The 18152-nt window shown below is 70.1% G+C and carries 15 protein-coding genes and 1 pseudogene; 10 read left to right on the forward strand and 6 right to left on the reverse strand.

The window, feature by feature from the left end; genetic code table 11:
- Positions 1-17 precede the first annotated feature (17 nt).
- Together GGQ54_RS12470 and GGQ54_RS12475 are read left to right on the forward strand one after the other, a co-directional pair.
- Positions 18-272: a type II toxin-antitoxin system Phd/YefM family antitoxin gene (locus GGQ54_RS12470; protein WP_179445680.1), complete on the forward strand. Its 255-nt coding sequence runs from the start codon at positions 18-20 to the stop codon at positions 270-272.
- The gene (locus GGQ54_RS12475; protein ID WP_179445681.1) at positions 269-655 is read left to right on the forward strand and encodes a type II toxin-antitoxin system VapC family toxin; all 387 of its coding nucleotides are present in this window, start codon (positions 269-271) and stop codon (positions 653-655) included. The genes GGQ54_RS12470 and GGQ54_RS12475 overlap by 4 nt, the downstream gene beginning before the upstream one ends.
- A 135-nt stretch (positions 656-790) precedes the next feature.
- On the opposite strand, the gene GGQ54_RS12480 is transcribed toward GGQ54_RS12475, so the two are convergent.
- On the reverse strand, positions 791-1831 hold the full coding sequence (locus GGQ54_RS12480; RefSeq protein WP_179445682.1) for a helix-turn-helix transcriptional regulator: 1041 nt from the start codon (positions 1829-1831) through the stop codon (positions 791-793).
- Positions 1832-1893: 62 nt separating this feature from the next.
- Between GGQ54_RS12480 and GGQ54_RS12485 the strand changes: the two genes are divergently transcribed.
- Complete coding sequence (locus GGQ54_RS12485; protein WP_179445683.1) at positions 1894-4140, forward strand: ATP-binding cassette domain-containing protein; 2247 nt, start codon at positions 1894-1896, stop codon at positions 4138-4140.
- 40 nt (positions 4141-4180) lie between these two features.
- Here the strand turns inward: GGQ54_RS12485 and GGQ54_RS12490 are convergent, their stop codons facing one another.
- The 3 genes and pseudogenes from GGQ54_RS12490 to GGQ54_RS12500 form a co-directional block, all read right to left on the reverse strand.
- Positions 4181-4588, reverse strand: coding sequence for an arsenate reductase ArsC (locus GGQ54_RS12490; RefSeq protein ID WP_179445684.1), 408 nt, complete (start codon positions 4586-4588; stop codon positions 4181-4183).
- Positions 4589-4667: 79 nt separating this feature from the next.
- Positions 4668-4925 (reverse strand): annotated as a pseudogene (locus GGQ54_RS12495) (arsenic resistance protein); the annotation flags it as partial.
- 27 nt (positions 4926-4952) lie between these two features.
- Positions 4953-5681, reverse strand: a complete 729-nt coding sequence (locus GGQ54_RS12500) for a methyltransferase domain-containing protein (RefSeq protein ID WP_425487421.1) — start codon at positions 5679-5681, stop codon at positions 4953-4955.
- 165 nt (positions 5682-5846) lie between these two features.
- Here GGQ54_RS12500 and GGQ54_RS12505 point away from each other — a divergent pair, with 165 nt between their 5' ends.
- Positions 5847-6236 (forward strand): ArsR/SmtB family transcription factor, encoded by a 390-nt coding sequence (locus tag GGQ54_RS12505; protein ID WP_179445686.1) that lies wholly within the window; start codon positions 5847-5849, stop codon positions 6234-6236.
- A 4-nt stretch (positions 6237-6240) separates the two neighbouring features.
- Here GGQ54_RS12505 and GGQ54_RS12510 read toward each other — a convergent pair whose 3' ends face one another.
- Complete coding sequence (locus GGQ54_RS12510) at positions 6241-7668, reverse strand: glucose-6-phosphate dehydrogenase (protein ID WP_179445687.1); 1428 nt, start codon at positions 7666-7668, stop codon at positions 6241-6243.
- A 136-nt stretch (positions 7669-7804) separates the two neighbouring features.
- Here GGQ54_RS12510 and GGQ54_RS12515 point away from each other — a divergent pair, with 136 nt between their 5' ends.
- Positions 7805-8488: a type 1 glutamine amidotransferase domain-containing protein gene (locus tag GGQ54_RS12515; protein ID WP_179445688.1), complete on the forward strand. Its 684-nt coding sequence runs from the start codon at positions 7805-7807 to the stop codon at positions 8486-8488.
- Positions 8485-10641 (forward strand): penicillin acylase family protein, encoded by a 2157-nt coding sequence (locus tag GGQ54_RS12520; RefSeq protein ID WP_179445689.1) that lies wholly within the window; start codon positions 8485-8487, stop codon positions 10639-10641. The genes GGQ54_RS12515 and GGQ54_RS12520 overlap by 4 nt, the downstream gene beginning before the upstream one ends.
- Before the next feature lie 5 nt (positions 10642-10646).
- On the opposite strand, the gene GGQ54_RS12525 is transcribed toward GGQ54_RS12520, so the two are convergent.
- Positions 10647-11084 (reverse strand): winged helix-turn-helix transcriptional regulator, encoded by a 438-nt coding sequence (locus tag GGQ54_RS12525; RefSeq protein WP_179445690.1) that lies wholly within the window; start codon positions 11082-11084, stop codon positions 10647-10649.
- Between the two features lie 108 nt (positions 11085-11192).
- On the opposite strand from GGQ54_RS12525, the gene GGQ54_RS12530 reads away from it, so the two are divergent.
- From GGQ54_RS12530 to GGQ54_RS12545, 4 genes are all read left to right on the forward strand, one after another.
- Positions 11193-12101 (forward strand): NADP-dependent oxidoreductase, encoded by a 909-nt coding sequence (locus GGQ54_RS12530; RefSeq protein WP_179445691.1) that lies wholly within the window; start codon positions 11193-11195, stop codon positions 12099-12101.
- Positions 12102-12370: 269 nt separating this feature from the next.
- Entirely contained in the window at positions 12371-13717 is a 1347-nt protein-coding gene (locus tag GGQ54_RS12535; protein WP_343045952.1) for an MFS transporter, read from the forward strand.
- Positions 13718-13762: 45 nt separating this feature from the next.
- On the forward strand, positions 13763-16207 hold the full coding sequence (gene pepN, locus GGQ54_RS12540; RefSeq protein WP_179445692.1) for an aminopeptidase N: 2445 nt from the start codon (positions 13763-13765) through the stop codon (positions 16205-16207).
- A gap of 179 nt (positions 16208-16386) precedes the next feature.
- Positions 16387-18042: a peptide ABC transporter substrate-binding protein gene (locus GGQ54_RS12545; protein ID WP_179445693.1), complete on the forward strand. Its 1656-nt coding sequence runs from the start codon at positions 16387-16389 to the stop codon at positions 18040-18042.
- Positions 18043-18152: the final 110 nt, after the last annotated feature.

An 18152-nucleotide genomic window follows, 5' to 3' on the forward strand; every position in this document is an offset into this window, starting at 1 on the left:
GGTGCTACGATCACTGAATGGCGACCACCGTCAGTCATCGCGACCTGCGCAATCACAGCGGCGAAGTCCTGCATGCAGTCGAAGCCGGCGAGACCTACACCGTGACGAGCCGCGGCAAGCCGGTCGCGCGGCTGGTGCCGATCACCGAAGCCACTCCTGATCTGCCGCTGCATCGTCCGGCGTCGACTCGTGGCGGATTCTCACGGCTGACCCGGCACTCGATCGCCACACCCAGCGCGGAAACCATCGATGACCTCAGAGGTGAGCGTTGAGCCGCTTCTACCTCGACACTTCAGCGGCAGCAAAGCTGCTGGTCGAGGAGGCCGAGAGCGCCTCCCTGGCGGCGTGGGCCGACGGTGAGGACCGCAACCTTCTCGCCACACACCTGCTCGAAACCGAGCTGCGGCGGTTCGCGGCTCGACACGAACTCCCTCAGGGCGACGTATCGGCGATCCTCGCCCGCGTCGACCTCCACGACCTTCCACCGAGCATCTATCGGGAGGCAGGGCTGCTGCCGGGCCACGCGTTGCGGTCGCTCGACGCTCTGCATCTGGCGGCGTCGATCCGACTTGATGTCGAGGCCCTCGTCACCTACGACGCCCGCCTGGCTGCGGCCGCCAAGGATCTGGGGCTGCAGGTCCATCCAGCGGCCTAGTGCCGGCTCGGCGAGATCAGTCTCGGGCGGCAATGAAACGACGGTCGAGCGTCTCGACAGCCCGCTCCCGGTCGTGTACAGCATGCCGTGATCACTTTGTGGTCACCTCATGGGGTGGGAATGACCACAAAGTGATCACGGGTCGAGTGCCGGTCGGCCCGAGTCGACACGGCGCGATCGGCCGAGGTCGGACCGGCGTACGCCTCCGACCACATCCTCGCCGCGGCGCCGACGGCTGGCCACCGACGCGGCGAAGCGCTCGATCGCCTCGGCCCACGCGGTGGGCTCGTCGATGGTGAAGGCGCACTCCAGGTGGCTGAGGTGGAACAGGAGCCAGCGCCAGTCGTCGCACCGCAGCGTCACACGAGTCCGCTGTGCGCCCAGTGCCTCGACGTCCATCGACTGAAAGGGGAGCGCGGCGGCTACCTCATCGACAGAGGTCGCGACCGTCACGACCGCCTTGCGGCTCGATCGTTTGACCGCCGCCTTCACCCGGTCGAGGGCCGCTTCCTCCGGCAGCTCGCGTGGCTCGAACCCTGCGGTACGCACGTCGAGGTTGCTCATCCGATCCGTGCGAAACACCCGCCAGCTTCCCTTGTCGGATTCCCACGCAACGAGGTACCAGCGCATCAGGTGGTGCACCTGGCGGTGCGGGTGGACCCGGCGCCGGGTGGCCCGCTCGCCCCGGCGATAGTCGAACCCGAGTTCTCGGCGTTCGTGGATCGCCGTGGCGATGCGCGTGATGTCGGCGATGGCGATCGTCGGTGCGCGAAGCGCGTCCGCCTCCACACTCGCCCGGACCGTGGCCGCGTTCATCGCCAGGCGCGGGGGCAGCACCTGGTCCAGCTTCCCGTACGCCCGCGACATCGCGTCACCGATGCTGCCGGGGCGACCCTGATCGGCGTTCGCGTTCGCGGCCAGCGCGAGCATGATCGCGATCGCCTCGTCGTCGTCGAAGATCAGCGGCGGAATCGCTCGGCCCGCGGCCAACCCGTAGTGGCCGCCGGGCCCGGGAGCGGCGTCGACGGGGTATCCGTACTCACGAAGCCGATCGACGTCCCGGCGTACGGTCCGCTCGCTCACCCCGAGCCGCGCGACGAGTTCGGCGCCCGTGTAGCGACGCCTCGTCTGCAGCAGGGCGAGCAGATCGAGCATCCGCCGAGTGACATCGGCCATGCTCGAGGATGACACGAATTGCGGTCAGGATCCGGCCGGATCTGGTCCTAGCGTCGGCGAGCATGACCGAGCGAGCCATCAGGGTGCGTCAAGCCACGACCAACAACCTCGACCGCCTCGACATCGACATCCGCAGGAACCGTCTCGTCGTCATCGCCGGCGTCTCCGGTTCGGGCAAGTCGTCGTTGATCTTCGACACCATCGCGGCCGAGGCGGGCGCCGAACTCAACGAGACCTACCCGCCGTTCACCCGCAATCGCCTGCCGAAGTGGACGCGACCCGAGGTCGGAAGCATCGACGGGCTCTCGCCGGTCATCGTCATCGACCAGCGACGGATCGGCGGCAACGCGCGCTCGACCGTCGGCACGATCACCGACGCCTGGACGTATCTGCGCCTCCTGTTCTCCCGGCTCAGCGAACCGCACGTCGGCGAGTCCTCCGCGTTCTCCTTCAACGACCCCGACGGCATGTGCCCCACCTGCTCGGGCATCGGCGAGGTCGTCCGCCCCAAGGTCGAGAAGTTCCTCGACCGGGATCGCCGGCTCGACGAACGAGCGATCGTCCTGCCCGGCTTCGGGGACGGCCAGTACTGGTACCGCAAGTACGCCGAGATCGGCGTTTTCGCCGTCGACTCGCCCCTGCGCGAGTGGCCGGCAGAGCACGTCGACGTACTGCTCCACGGCCGACGGATCGCGTCGGCCCTCTCCGACGCCCTGCCTGCGGACTACGAAGGCGTCGTTGAGCGATTCGAGCGCATCTACCTGCAGACCTCCGACACCGTCTCAGAACACAAGCGCGCGACCATCGCCGAGTTCACGCACTCGGAGACCTGCCCCGATTGCCGCGGCGAACGCCTCTCCGAAGCCGCGCGCACCGCCACGGTCGACGGTTACACGATCGGCGAACTCTCCGGTCTCGAGATTCCCGAACTCCGCGACGTCGTCGCCCGGATGCAGCGGCCCGAGGTACGCAGCGTCGTCACCGCCCTGCTCGACCGGCTCGAAGCAATGGAGACGATCGGACTCGGATATCTCCACCTCGCCCGCGCCACGTCGTCCCTGTCCGGCGGCGAGTCGCAGCGCATCAAAGCGGTCAAGCATCTCGGCTCGAGCCTGGTCGAGATGCTCTACGTCTTCGACGAACCGACCGTGGGCCTGCATCCGCACGACGTCGACGCCATGATCGAGTTGCTCGGCAGGCTCCGTGACCGTGGTAACACCGTCCTCGTCGTCGAGCACGATCCCGCCGTGATGGCGCGGGCAGACGAGATCATCGAGATCGGCCCCGGCCCCGGGAGCGCGGGTGGACGCCTCATCTTCCAGGGAAGCTTCGACGACCTCGTCCGTTCCGACGGACCGACCGGCCGAGCCCTCAGGGCTCAGGCGCCGACGGTGCCGACGCCCAGGAAGCCGGCCGGTCGGGTGACGATCGCCAACGCGAGAACGAACAACCTTGACGACGTGACGGTCGACCTGCCGCTGGGAGTGCTGACCGTCCTCACCGGGGTCGCCGGGTCGGGGAAGTCGAGTCTCGCCGCCGAGATCGTCGCGCAGCACGGCGCGATCACGATCGACCAGAAGCCGGTGTCGCCGAATCGCCGATCGACTCCGATCACCTACGTCGGCATCGCACAGATCCTGCGCAGGCACTTCGCGAGGATCACCGGCGCGCCCGAGGGCCTGTTCAGCGCCAATTCGGAAGGCGGCTGTCCGGCATGCAAGGGGCTCGGGATCATCTACACCGATCTCGCGTTCATGGACGGGCAGGAGACGACCTGCCCTACCTGCCAGGGTACGAAGTTCACCGCCGAGGCGCGTGCCCACACCATCGACGGGCTCTCGATCGCCGACATCGAGCGACTGAGCATCACCGATGCGATCGACCGGCTCGACGCTCCCGCGATCCGGTCGCGGCTCGCCCACCTCGACCGGGTCGGGCTGGGTTATCTCGCGCTCGGGCAACCGCTGAACACGCTCTCCGGCGGTGAGGCGCAGCGAGTGAAGATCGCCAAGGAGCTCAGGGACGCGACAGAGCAGAGTGTCTACCTTCTCGACGAACCGACGACGGGCCTGCATCTCAGCGATATCGCGCGACTCGTCGCGGTGCTCGACGACCTGGTCGGCCACGGCCACACCGTCGTCGTCATCGAGCACAACCTCGAGGTGATCCGCGTCGCCGACTGGTTGATCGACCTCGGTCCCGGGCCCGGTCGTCACGGCGGACAGGTGCTCTACTCCGGGCTCGTCGATGGCATCGGCGACACGGCCACGGGGCGGGCGCTGCGCGACGCGTACCGTGGCAGAGCCTGAGGTTGCGCAGGGCCGCGGGGTACGACCGCCGGAGCGCTGATCAGACCTCGAGCAGACTCGCGACCAGCGACTCGACCCGCCCCCGTATTTCATCCCGGACCTGGCGGACCACCTCCAGCGGTCGTCCCGCGGGATCGGCCAGCGGCCAGTCCACGTATCGCTTTCCGGGGAAGTACGGGCAGGTGTCCCCGCAGCCCATGGTGACGACGACATCGACGCCCTCGACCAACTCGGGGGTCAGCCGGCGTGGCTGGTTGGCTGCGATGTCGATGCCGACCTCGCTCATCGCCGCCACAGCGATCGAATTGACCTGATCGGCCGGTTCGGTACCGGCGGAGAAGATGTGGATGCGATCACCGGCAAGCCTGGCCAACCATCCGGCGGCCATCTGTGAGCGCCCGGCATTGTGCACGCACACGAACAGGACGGCGGGGCGCTGGTCAGTCATCGGAGCTCCTGGTCCGGCCGGCGTCGGTCGGCCGGCCGGTGGTAACGCTTGCGCAGGGTGAGCGCCACATGGACGACTCGATGGCGACCGCGATGGTCAGTTCGAAGTTGTTGCCCGCGGCGGTGAAGGCGGGGGTCGTCGATCTGGCGTACCGCAGCGCGAGGATCCGGCCGAGGGCGAACCCGCCGCCCCACATCACGACGAAGTACGCCAACAGCGGCAGCGCGATCCTGGCCACATCGAGCAGACGGGATGTGATCTGTTCGCCCTGCAGCGCGAACAGGATGACGATGGTGAACAAGAGCCCGTAGAGGGCCCACGGCTCGATCCGGGGGAGCAGCCGGGCCCCCGTTGACCGTCCGGGTCACGCTGGCGGCTCTTCGGGTGCGGGCTTCCTGGCTCGGATGAGCGCCGAGTGCATGCCCGGGGCTGCCTCGTGGATGAACGAGACCTCGGCGTCGACGAAGCCGGCGGCGGCCAACCCGTCGAGATACTCGCGACGCGACAGGGCGCCGGCGATGCAGCCGATGAACGATCCGCGTTCGGCGCGGTCCGCCGGCGTGAGGTGGTCCTCGGCGACGACATCGGCGATGCCGATCCGCCCGCCCGGCGCGAGGACCCGGTGCATTTCGCCGAGCACGGCGGGCTTGTCGGTGGAGAGATTGATCACGCAGTTGGAGATCACCACATCGACCGCGCCGTCGGGGAGCGGGACATCCTCGATCGTGCCCCTGAGGAACTCGACATTGGTCGCGCCGGCTCTGGCCTTGTTTGCATTGGCCAGTTCGAGCATCTCGTCGGTCATGTCGACGCCGTAGGCGTACCCCCGGGGACCGACCCGGCGCGCCGATAGCAGTACGTCAATGCCGCCGCCGGAGCCGAGATCGAGCACCTTCTCGCCCTCGTGCAGGTCGGCCACGACCATCGGGTTGCCACAGCCCAGGGAGGCGGTCAGCGCCTCGACGGGCAGCCCGAGCCGATCGTCCGTGCCGTACAAGGACGCGCCGAACACCTCGTCGGTGGGAGCGGCGCCGGCCGGTCCGCAGCAGTCCGCATCAACTGACGCCGACGCGTCGCTGTCACCGCGGGTCACGGCGGTCGCCGCGGCGGCGTAGCGCGCGCGGACCTGTTCCCGGGTCGCGTTGCCGGTCCTGGCCATGGCTCCTCCTGTCGCTCCGCTCAATCTATTGACGATCATCGATGCGACAATCCTGCGTTATCCATCGACGCCCGTCAATGTGTGGCGTACCATCGCGGGATGCGCGAGCCCCCCGAACCGGTGATCACGCCAGCGAGGATCGACGGCTGCGCGACGTCGCTGGCCGAAGGTGCGCTCGACGAGCCATCGGCTCGGCGACTGGCCCGCGTGTTCAAGGCGCTCGGCGATCCGACCAGGGTGCGGCTCGTGTCGCTGATCGCCGCGGCCGAAAGCGCCGAGGCCTGCATCTGCGATCTGACCGGCCCGGTCGGCCTGAGTCAGCCGACGGTCTCCCACCACATGCGTGTGCTCGTCGAGGCCGGGTTGATGGCTCGCCAGCAGCGCGGGAGGTGGGCTTACTACCGACTCGTCGGGGAGACCTTCGAGGCCCTGTCCGCGGGCCTCGACCGCGCTTTCGAGCGGGGCCGCGATCAGGCTGTCGATGCCTGATAGCTCAGTCGACGCTCGCCCATTGGCGGGCTCGCGGCCACGACGCCGGTCCGTCGGAGCCGGCGGGGTAGGTCTCCAGCGGCGTCTCGTTCGCCTGCCAGGCCCGGCGTACCGGATCGATGATCCGCCAGCACTCCTCGGAGATGTCGCCGCGCACGGACAGCAGCGGGTCGCCGTCGAGCATCCCGGCGAGGATCTGCCCGTAGGGCTCCATCGCGCCGGGGCCGAGCGCCGCCGACATCGTCGTCGCCTCGATGTCTCGCCAGTCGTCGGCGCCATTGGTGGTGATCTCCAGCGCCACTCGGTCGGGCCCGAGATCGAGCACGAGCTGGTTCGGGATCGCGACCTGGTCGGCGCCGAGGCCCTCCGGCAGATGCGCGACCGGTCGGAACGTGATCATGATCTGGTGCCGGTCGGCGCCGAGAGCCTTCCCGCTGCGCAAGGTGACGGGTACGCCCGCCCAGTGCGCATTGCGTACCTCCACGGTCAGCTCCGCCAGCGTCTCCGTCGCGTTGCCCGGATCCACGTCGGGCTCGTCCACGTAGTCCGGCACGTTCCGCTCGCCGATCCGACCCGCGGTGTAGCGCGCCCGCCGCGAGGCAGTCGCGGGCTCGTCGGCCCAGATCCGCGTCGCGCGCACGACGTGCGCCAGATGATCACGCAGCTCGGTGGCATCGATCCGGGCCGGCTCCTCCATCATCGTCACCGCCATCACCAGCAGTAGGTGGCTCTGGATCATGTCCACCAGCGCGCCCGCGGTGTCGTAGTAGCCCGCCCGGCCCTCCAGGGCGAGCGTCTCGTCGAAGATCACGTCGATCCGCTCGATGTTGTCGGCATTCCATACCGGCCGCCAGACCCTGTTGGCGAAGCGGAAGCCGAGCACGTTCAACACGGTCGACGTGCCGAGGAAATGATCAACGCGGAAGACCCGTTCCTCGGCCACGAAGCCGTGCAGCAGCTCGTTGAACGCCTTCGCGCTTGCCCCATCGGTGCCGAAAGGCTTCTCCAGCCCGAGCCTGATCCCGGACGGCAGCCCGATCCTCGCCAGCAGCTCGCAGGCCCCCTGCGCGATCCGCGGCGGCACCGCGAAATAGAGCACTGCCGGGCCGCCGATGGCGCCCAGCAGCCCCCGCAGGCTCTCCTCGTCGAGCAGGTCGACCGTCTGCCAGGCGGCCCGATCGGCCGTCTCGGCGGCAACCTCTCCCGGGCAGCCGGTGCTGGTCAGGGCCGAGCGGACGAGCTCGCGCCAGGCGCTCGTCTCCATCGGCTCGCGGTCGGCGCCGATGATCGTCACCTCGCGCTCCGGCTGGCCCGCCAGCAGCGTGCCGAGCCCGGGCAGCAGCAGGCGCGCGGTCAGATCGCCCGAGGCCCCGAGGATCACCAACGTGCTCGTCCGAGCGCCGGGTTCGTCCACTCCGCCACCTGCCGTCATCTCGCCCTCCGATCGTCGAGCCACGGAACCAGCGGCAGCCTAGCGACGGCGTTCCGGTCGCGACCCGGTCGGGGCCCGGGTGGCGCGCGGCGAGGGGTAGCGTGGTGTTTCCGACCCCGAGCAGAAGGAGCAGGTCATGGCCAAGATCCTGATCATCGTCACCAGCGCAGGGGAGTACGCCAAGGCCGGCTACCGGACCGGCCTGTGGCTCGGCGAGCTCAGCCACTTCACCGATGTCGTCGAGCAGGCCGGGCACGAGACCACCATCGCCAGCATCGCCGGGGGACGGGTGCCGATCGACCCCGAGAGTCTGGCCCACGACGTGCTCGCCGACGGCGGGACCGCCGAACGCTATGCCGATCGCGAGTACATGGATCGGTTGGAAGACACCGTCGCGGTGAGCGAGGTCAGTGCCGACGACTACGACGCCATCTATCTCACCGGGGGTCACGGGGTGATGTTCGACTTCGACGACGAATCGCTGGCGAAGTTGATCTCCGATTTCGATGCTCGCGGCAAGATCGTCTCCGCCGTCTGTCACGGGCCCGCGGGCCTGCTGCAGGCCAGAAGGGCCGATGGCGAATACGTGATCTCCGGTCGCGACGTGACCGGGTTCTCCTGGCCCGAGGAGGAGTCCGCCCAGCGAGCCGATGTGGTGCCCTACCGGTTGGAGGACGAGCTTGCCGACCGAGGCGCTCGGTATTCCAAGGCCGACGATCAGTTCGTCGAGCACGTCGTCACCGACAAAACGTTGATCACCGGGCAGAACCCGCAGAGCGCCCACGGCGTGGCCCGGGCCGTGGTCGACGCACTCGCGTGAGTCGATCGGCGACCCGGACCGGCGGATCGCCGCGGATCGAGCGCGACCGCGCCGGTATCGCCACGGTGATCGCCGCCACCGAGGACGACGCCTGGTTCGGCATGGGGTACGCCGCGGCGCAGGATCGGCTGTGGCAGTTCGAGTACGACCGGCGCCGCGCCACCGGCCGCTGGTCGGAGGTGATCGGCGCCGCCGGCCTGCCGGGTGATCGCCTCGCGCGGCGGATCGACCTCGCCGACGGGGCACGAGCCGATGTCGAGGCGATGGCGCCGGCCACCCGGCGCGCGTTCGAGCGCCACGCAGCAGGCGTGAACGCCGCCGCGGCCGAGGACCTGCCGCCGGAGTACGCCGAGCGCGGCCTGGTGTTCGAGCCGTGGGAGCCATGGCAGGCCGTCGCCGCGTTCAAGATCAGGCACGTGCTGATGGGGGACTGGCAGTTCAAGCTCACCCGCGGGATGTTGATCGCCGGGATCGGCGTGGAGGCCGCGGCCGCGCTCGACCCGCCGCTCCTGCCCGGCCTCGCGCTGACCGTGCCCCCGGGCGCGGTGCAGGGGCCGTTGGACGACGCAACGGCGGAGTTGATCATGGCATCGGGTCGCGAGGTGGCCGAGGCCGCCGAGCTCGGCTTCCTGGCCGAGGCCGGCGCGGGCTCCAATGTATGGGCGATCGGCGCCGAGCGTACCGCGTCTGGAAAGCCCTTGCTGGTCAACGATTCCCACCGCGCGGTGGACGTGCCCAATGCCTACTGGCAGGTGCGCGTGAGCTGTCCGGAGTTCGACGTGGCGGGCGCGACCTTCCCGACGCTCCCGGGCTGGCCGCACTTCGGCGCCAACGGTCACCTGGCATGGGCGATCACCCACGGCTCGGCCGACAACCAGGATCTGTTCGTCGAGGAGTTCCGCGATGCGGGCGCCGAGTCGCGGGAGGCAGACGGCTGGGCACCGGTGCAGAGCCGCACCGAGCGGATCGCCGTGCGCGGCGGCGCGGAGGAGTTGATCACCATCGCGCGCACGGCGCGCGGCCCGGTCGTGCACGGCGACCCGGCGAGTGGCCGGGCGCTGTCGCTGTCCTGGGTCGCCACCGACCGCGTGTGTCGGCAGTTCGACGTGTTGCGGACGATGATCGACTGCCGCAGCGTCGCGGAGCTGTTGGAGGTCCAGGCCGGCTGGGTGGACCCGGTGAACAACTTCGTCTGCGCGGATCAGCGCGACATCGGCTACCGGCTGCGCGGCGAGCTGCCGGAGCGGGCGCAGCCGGCGGGCATGTCCGCGCCGGTTCCGGCCCGGGCCGGCGGCTGGACGGGTCGCGTACCCGAGTCCGACCTGCCGCGGATGATCAATCCCGAGCCGGGCTGGCTGGCGAATGCCAACAACCTCGTCGTCGATGCGAACTCGGGGCCGTTGATCACCCGCTACGCGCCGTCGCCGTTCCGGATCGAGCGGATCGGCGAGCTGCTCGCCGCACGCGCGGACTGGACGGCGGAGGAGGCGCGGGCGATGCAGCTCGACACGGTCTCGACTGCCGCCCGGCGGTGGGCCGCGGAGTGCGCGCGGATCGGCCCGCTGGAAGGGGATGCCGAGCGCACGCGGGCCCTGCTCGCCGCCTGGAGCGGTGATCTTCGCGACGGTCGGCCCGCGGCGGCGTACGCCCGGTTCCGGCGCGCGCTGGCCGCGTCGCTGCTCGGCGAGGAGGCGGCCGGAGCCCTGCGGGGCGCGCCTGCCGATGGGGTCGCGGTGATCATGGTCCGGTTGGTGAATCGGGCGACATTGCGGCCCGCCGAGGTCGACCGCGAGGTGCTGGTGGGGGCGCTGGCAGCGGCCTGGCGTACCGATCCGGACGACTGGACCGACCTGCACCGGCTGCGGCCGACGCACACCCTCGGCGCGAGCGCCGGGTTCGCCGACCCGCCGGAGGTGCCGCTGCCGGGGGACGGCGACACCATCCGTGCCGCCGGTTATGCGCTGAACGCCGACGGGTTCGACGTCACCCTGACCACGGTCTATCGACAGGTGATCGACTTCGCCGACCCGGCGGCGTCCGGCTGGGTGATCCCCGGCGGGATCAGCGCCGACCCGACTGATCCCCACTACGCCGATCAGCTCGGGCCCTGGGCACGCGGCGAACTGCTGCCGATGCCCGTACCGGAATCCTGAGTGCCCTACCCGGAGGCGCGAACGGCGCCGGTCGGCTCGTCGCGCGCGCCGTCGTACGCGGTCCGCGCGCGGTCGATCTCGGGCATGTGCTGCTCGGCCCAGTGCTTGACGTGCCAGATCGGCTCCAGCAGCGAGTGCCCGAGCGGGGTCAGCTCGTAGTCCACCCGCGGCGGTACCGACGCGGTGACGGTGCGGCCGATCAGGCCGTCGCGCTCCAGGGCGCGCAGCGTCTGGGTCAGCATCTTCTGGCTCACCCCGGGAATCCGACGCGCCAGCTCGGAGTAGCGCAGGGGGCCACGATGGTCGCCGAGTGCGCAGATGACGAGGGTCACCCACTTGTCCGAGATCCGGGCGAGCAGTTGGCGCGACGGGCACTGGGCGAGATAGGCGTCATAAGCCGCCCTGGCTTCGGCCCGGCGCTGGTCCGCGGTCGTCGTCGCCATCGCTCTCCTTCAGGTCACTCACGCACTCTCAGGTGCCTACTTCCCAGGGGAGAGTAGCTCTCGAATAGTGAGCCACACAAGAAGTTGGCGATCGAAAGGAGCACTCACATGTACGCACTCTCCGCAGTGGCCGGTAGCGCCGTTCCACAGCTTGCCGAGCCGCCCGACCCGACCCCGGGCGTCGGCGAGGTGGCGATTGACGTCACCGCCGCCGGCATCAACCCCGCCGATGCCCAGGTCCTGGGCGGCATGTTGCGCGACGCCTTCGGGCTGCCGAACGAGGTCGGCCTCGGCTGGGATGTCAGCGGGGTGATCAGTGTGATCGGCCCGGGCGTCCACGGTCTCTCGGCGGGCGATCGGGTCGTCGGCCTGCACGCCGATCTGAGCGCGCCCGCGCGGGCCCATGCCGATCGGGTCGTGCTCGCCGCCGATGCAGTGACCGCGCTCCCCGAGGGGCTCGATCCGGTCGGCGCGGCGAGCGTCCCGTTGAACGCGCTGACCGCCGCGCAGGCCCTCGACCTGTTGGGCCCGGCCGAGGGTCGCAGCCTGCTGGTGACGGGCGCGGCCGGCGGCGTCGGCGGCTACGCGATCGCCCTGGCGGCGGCCGCCGGTTGGCAGGTCAGCGGGCTCGCCCGCGAGAGCGACCGGGACTTCGTCGCCGGGATCACCCGCGGCGACGGTACGCCGGTGGAACTGGTCACGGAGCTGCGAGAGCACGGGTACGACGCCGTGCTCGATGCGGCGGGCCTCCAGGAGCGGGCCCTCCCGGCGGTCGCCGACGGGGGCGCTTTCGTGGGCGTCTTCCCGCCCGCGCCGGTGCCCGGCGAGCGGGGGATCACTGTCGGGACGGTCAGCGTCTCGCCCGACGGTCCGCGCCTCGCCGACCTGTTGCGTCGCAGCGCCTCCGGTGAGCTCGCGGTGCGCGTGGCCGAGACGTTCCCGCTCGCAGAGGCGGCCGCGGCGTACCAGCGGTTCGCCGAAGGCGGCCTTCGAGGACGCGTCCTGCTCGTCCCGTGAGGCTGATCGGCAGCCGGCGCGATCAGGGCAGGCGCGACCAGGGAAGGGGCCCCGTCGCGCCATTACCGACCACTCGTCGGGGTTTGGGCGGTGTCTGGGGGTGGGTGGCGGCCAGAACTCGAGCGAGTGGTCGGTTTCGGCGCGGTTCGTGTGCCCGAAGCCAGGCCGGCGCCCGGGTGGCGGGTCTGACCTCCGATCTCGACGCGGCTCGCTTCGCCGGCTCGATCAACGTCGGGGCGCCGGCACGGCCCGCGTGTGAGAATCCTGCCGTGACGACCTCGACGCGCCTGTCCAGAACCGAGCGGCTGGACCGGCTCCGGTTCAACCGCGCCCACGGGCAACTGCTCGGCCGCTCGGGCATCGGCTGGGCGCTGGACGCGATGGATGTCGGGTTGATCAGCTTCGTGATGGCGGCGCTCGCGCAGCAGTGGAAGCTCGACAACACCCAGCTCTCCCTGATCGGGTCGGTCGGCTTCATCGGGATGGCGGTCGGGGCCAGCCTCGGCGGGCTGCTCGCGGACCGGATCGGCCGCCGCCAGGTGTTCGCGCTCACGCTGTTGATCTACGGGGTGGCGACGGGCGCATCCGCCCTCGCCGGTTCGGTCGCGGTGCTGATGGTGCTCCGCTTCATCGTCGGGCTCGGGCTCGGCGCGGAGCTGCCGGTCGCCTCCACGCTGGTCAGCGAGTTCGCGCCGCGCCACATCCGCGGGCGGATGGTCGTCGCGCTCGAGGCGTTCTGGGCGGTCGGCTGGATCCTCGCGGCGCTGCTCGGCTACCTGCTGGTGCCGAGCAGCCCCGACGGCTGGCGTTGGGCCCTCGCCGTGGGCATCGTGCCGACCGTCTACGCGATCGTCGTGCGCCTCGGCCTGCCCGAGTCGGTGCGATTCCTCGAATCACGCGGCCGGTACGCCGAGGCCGAGCGCGCCGTGCGTACCTTCGAGGAACCAGCCGGGATCGCCCCGCCGGCCGCCTCCGACGAACCCGCGGACGACCCGGCACCGGCGGACAGCGGCAGCCGCTCGATCTGGTCCCGCGGGTTGCGCGGGCGTACCGGCGCCCTGTGGATCGTCTGGTTCTGCATCAACCTGTCCTACTACGGCGCGTTCATCTGGCTGCCGACCCTGTTGGTGCAGCGCGGCTTCGACCTGGTCCGCTCGTTCGAGTTCACCTTGATCATCACGCTGGCCCAGCTTCCCGGGTACGCCGCAGCCGCGTTCCTGATCGAAAAGATCGGCCGCCGGGCCACGCTGGCGATCTTCCTCGCCGGCTCGGCGCTCGCCGCCGCCGGCTTCGGGCTCGCCAACTCCCCGGAAACGATCATCGCCGCGGGGTGCGCGCTGTCCTTCTTCAATCTCGGTGCCTGGGGTGCGCTGTATGCCATCGGTCCCGAGATCTACCCGACCCAGGTCCGCGGCACCGCGACGGGCGCGGCCGCCGCCTTCGGCCGAATCGCCTCCATCGCCGCGCCGCTGATCGTCCCACCGCTGGTACTCATCGGCGGGCCGTTGCTCGTCTTCGGGGTCTTCGCCGCCGCCTTCGCGCTCGCCGCGCTGGTCACCTTCGCGCTGCCCGAGCGCCGCAACGCCCGGCTGGAGGAGGAAGCGCCGGCCGCCTAACCCGGGGCCCGCGATTTCGCGGGTTCTGCCGCTAGGTTGGGGCCCATGCCCAGCCTGCAGCGCACGGAGGCCATCGCGCGCCGGCAACTGATCACCGTTTCGTCCATCCACATCGCGCTCGACCTGACCGCGAAGGGTGATCGCTTCGCCTCGACGGCCACGATCTCCTTCACCGCGCGCCCGGGCGGGACCACCTTCGTCGACTTCGCGGGCAAGCGGCTGCTGGGCGCCGAGCTGAACGGCTCGCCGCTGCCGACCGACAGCTGGCGAGACGGCCGGATCCCGCTCCCGGACCTGGCGGCCGACAATGTCCTGGTCGTGCGCGGCGAGATGGCCTACAGCGGCGACGGCGAGGGCCTGCACCGCCACGTCGACCCGGCCGACGGGCGTACCTATCTCTATGCGATGAGCTTCCTCGACGCCGCCCCGCGCTGGTTCGCCTGCTTCGACCAGCCCGATCTCAAGGCGCCGATCAGCATGACCGTGCGCGCGCCGACGGGCTGGACCGTGCTCGGCAACGGCCGCTTCAGCCAGGTCGAGCCCGGGTTGTGGCAGCTCGCGCCGACGCCGCCGCTGGCGACCTACTTCGTCACCCTGGTGGCCGGGCCCTATGCCTCGGTGCTCGACGAGTACAGCTCGCCACGCGCCGCCGGTCCCATCGCGCTCGGCCTGCATGCCAAGCAATCCCTGGCCGATCAGTTGCGCGCCGAGGCTCCCGACATCCTGGAGGTGACCAGGATCGGCCTCGACGCCTATCACGACCTGTTCGCCGTGCCCTACCCGTTCGGCGACTACCACCAGGCCTTCGTCCCCGACTTCAACGCCGGCGCGATGGAGAACCCGGGCTGCGTCACCCTGCGCGACGCCTTCTTGTTCCGCGGCGCCACCACCGACATCGAGCGCGGCACCCGTGCCGGCACGATCACCCACGAGTTGGCCCACCAGTGGTTCGGGGACCTGGTCACCATGCGCTGGTGGGACGACCTGTGGCTGAACGAGTCCTTCGCCGAGTACCTCGCCCACCGGGTCTGCGCCGACCGGACCCGCTATCCGCTGTGGATCGATTTCGGGATCAACCGCAAGGACTGGGGCTCGGTCGCCGACCAGGCGCCCTCGACCCACCCCGTGGCGGGCAACGGCGCCGCCGACGCCGCGGCCGCGCTCGCGGACTTCGACGGGATCTCCTATGCCAAGGGCGCCGCGGTGCTCAGACAACTCGCCGCCAAGATCGGCGACGACGTCTTCCTGGCCGGCCTGCGCGACTACATCGACCGGTACGCCTACGGCAATGCCGAGCTCGGCGACCTGCTGCTCAGTTGGGCCCGGGCCGGGGCCGGCGACCTGGGCGGCTGGGCCGACGCCTGGCTGCGCACATCCGGGCTGGACACGTTGAGCGCGCGTCCGGACGGTACGTTGCAGCGCCGCGGCGACACCCGCCGGGAACACGATCTGGCCGTCGCTGCCCTGGCCGCCGACGGCACCGAACTCGACCGGCGCCGCATCAGGCTGCGCGGGGCCGACGCCGATACCGGCGTGCGCGGGTCGCTGGTCGTGCCCGATGCGGGCGACGAGACCTGGGCGAGCGTCCGGGTGGCCGACGGGCTGGCCGGCCTGTCGTCGATCTCGGCGATCGAGGATCCGCAGACCCGCGTGGTGTTGTGGAACAGCATCCGCGACAGCGTCCGCAATGCCGAGCTCGACCCCGCGATCGCGCTGGACCGCGTGCTCGCCGACGTCGCCGACGAGCCCTCCGATCTGATCCTGCGCGCGATCCTCGGGTTCGCCGCCGACCAACTGGCGGGCCCGTTCGCCCCGCTCGCCGATCGGTCCGCGCGGCTGGCCCGGGTGGCGGCCACCGCGGAGCGGGTGCTGGCCGCGGGCGAGCCCGGCAGCGATCGCCAGTTGATCGGCTGGCAACTGCTGATCCGCTCCAGCGCCGACACGGCCCGGCTGGCGGGCTGGTTGGCCGGGACGGGGCTGCCACCCGGCCGGCAGTTGGACGACGAACTGCGCTGGTCGATCGTCACCCGTCTCGCGTTGCTCGGCGACGACTCCTACATCGAGCCGATGCTCACCCGGGACCGTTCGGCCGCCGCGCTGAATCACGCCGCCCGGGCGCGAGCCGGGCGTCCCGGCGCGGCGGACAAGGCGCTCGCCTTCGCGATCATCAGCGAACAGAGCCGGCTACCAGCCTACGAGCTGTATGCCACCGCCTCCGGGCTCTTCCCGCCGGGGCAGGCGGCCGAGCTGATCGAGCTGGCCGAGCGCTGGTTCGCGACCATGCCGGACACCACGCGCTTCCGCCGGAGCTGGGCGCTGGGCCAGGTGCTGCGACTGTCCTTCCCTGTGGCGGTGGGTACGCCCGACCTGCTCGAACAGGCCCGACGCACGCTGCGGCGTACCGATCTGGATCCGTTGGTCCGGCGTGCCCTGACCGACGGCACCGACCAGTTGGAGCGGGTGGTCCGCTCGATCGAGCGGTACGCCTGAGGCGGCCGTCGCCCGTTGGTCACAATCACATTGCGGCGTCGGGCGTGTGCTGGACACTGTGCTCGGCGATGCCTTAGAAAGGCTCACAACTTGGACGTGTGGTCGGTTCCAAGGCGTCCGCGCCGACCAGCCGCCGTCCGCACAGCGACCGCTACCAGCGGGACAACCAAGGAGGACACATGCGAGGACGTACTCGCTTGCTGGCCGCCGGAGCCGCCAGCATCGCCGCTGCGATGCTGGTCGCTGCCTGCGGCTCCGGTGGCGGCACCAATCCCGGCGGGACCACCGACGGAGCAGCGGCGGGCGGCGGTGAATACAGCGTCAACAGCTGCACCCCCGAGAATCCGCTGATCGCCGGCAACACCGCCGAGGTCTGCGGCGGCAACATCCTCGACCTGGTCACCGCCAAGCTGGTGCACTACAACGGCGAGACCGCCGCCCCGGAGAACGACATCGCCGAGTCGATCGAGACCGAGGACAACCAGACGTTCACCGTCAAGATCAAGCCGGGCTACAAGTTCCACGACGGGACCGAGATCAAGGCCAAGAACTTCGTCGACGCGTGGAACTACACCGCCTACGGCCCGAACGGCCAGCAGGGCTCCTACTTCATGCAGCCGATCGAGGGCTTCAAGGACACCCAGTGCCCCGACGACGAGTGCAAGTCCGAGCCGAAGACCGACAAGCTGTCGGGCCTGGCCGTCGTCGATGACACGACGTTCACCATCAAGACCACCGAGAAGGTCTCGAACCTCCCGGTCCGGCTCGGCTACACCGCCTTCGCGCCGCAGCCGGATGCGTTCTTCGCCGACACCTCCGAGGGCAAGGAGGAGTTCGCCAAGAAGCCGATCGGCGCCGGCCCGTACCAGGTCGAGTCGGTGGACACCCAGCAGACCGTGCTGACCAAGTTCGCCGACTACACCGGCGTCGATCCGGGCAATGCCGACAAGATCACCTTCCGCATCTACGAAGACATCGGTGCCGCGTACGCCGATGTGGTCGCCGGCAACCTGGACGTGATCGACCAGATCCCGCCGGACCAGCTCGCCGGAGACCTGTACAAGTCCGATCTGCCGGACCGCAACCAGCAGAAGTCGACGCTGTCCATCGGTACCGTCGAGATCTCCCCGTCGGACGAGCAGTTGAAGAATGTCGACCTGCGCAAGGCGATCTCGATGGCGATCGACCGCGAGGAGATCAACACGACGCTGTTCAACGGCTCGCGTCCCGCGCTGGACGGCTGGGGCTCGCCCTCGCTGCCGGAGTACCAGGCCAACACCTGTGGGCCGACCTGTGAGTTCAACCCGACCGAGGCCAAGCGCCTCTACGACGCGGCCGGTGGCTACAAGGGCAAGCTGCTCTACACCACCAACCCCGAGGGTGCGGGCAACCGCGAGACCGCTCAGGCCGTCTGCAACCAGTTGAAGAACAACCTGGGTGTGGACTGCCAGATCAACATGACGGTGGACTTCGCGAGCTTCCTGACCGGGCGCACCAATGCCGAGTACACCGGCATCTGGCGCTCGGGCTGGCAGGCGGACTACCCGTCGATCGAGAACTACCTGACCCCGCTGTACTCGAAGGGGTCGAGCTCGAACTACACCCGGTACGACAACCCCGAGTTCGAGCGGCTGCTCGCCGACGGCAATGCCGCCGCGACGCCGGACGAGGCCAACCAGTTCTACCGCCAGGCGGAGGAGCAGTTGGCCAAGGACCTGCCGTCGCTGCCGATGTTCTACCGTGCCGAGACCATCGGCTGGTCGGACCGCGTGTCGAACGTGAACCTCAAGCCGCTCGGTACGCCGGACTACACGGCGGTCACCGTCAACGGCTGAGCCGCCAAGCATGACGACGGTGTGGGCCGGGCCGAGCTGGCCCGGCCCACACCACCACAGCCTGTTCCCTGACCCTGATCCTGCGTTCTCGATCTTGCGCGGAACGGATT

It is taken from the genome of Naumannella cuiyingiana (assembly GCF_013408305.1).
GTDB lineage: Bacteria > Actinomycetota > Actinomycetes > Propionibacteriales > Propionibacteriaceae > Naumannella > Naumannella cuiyingiana.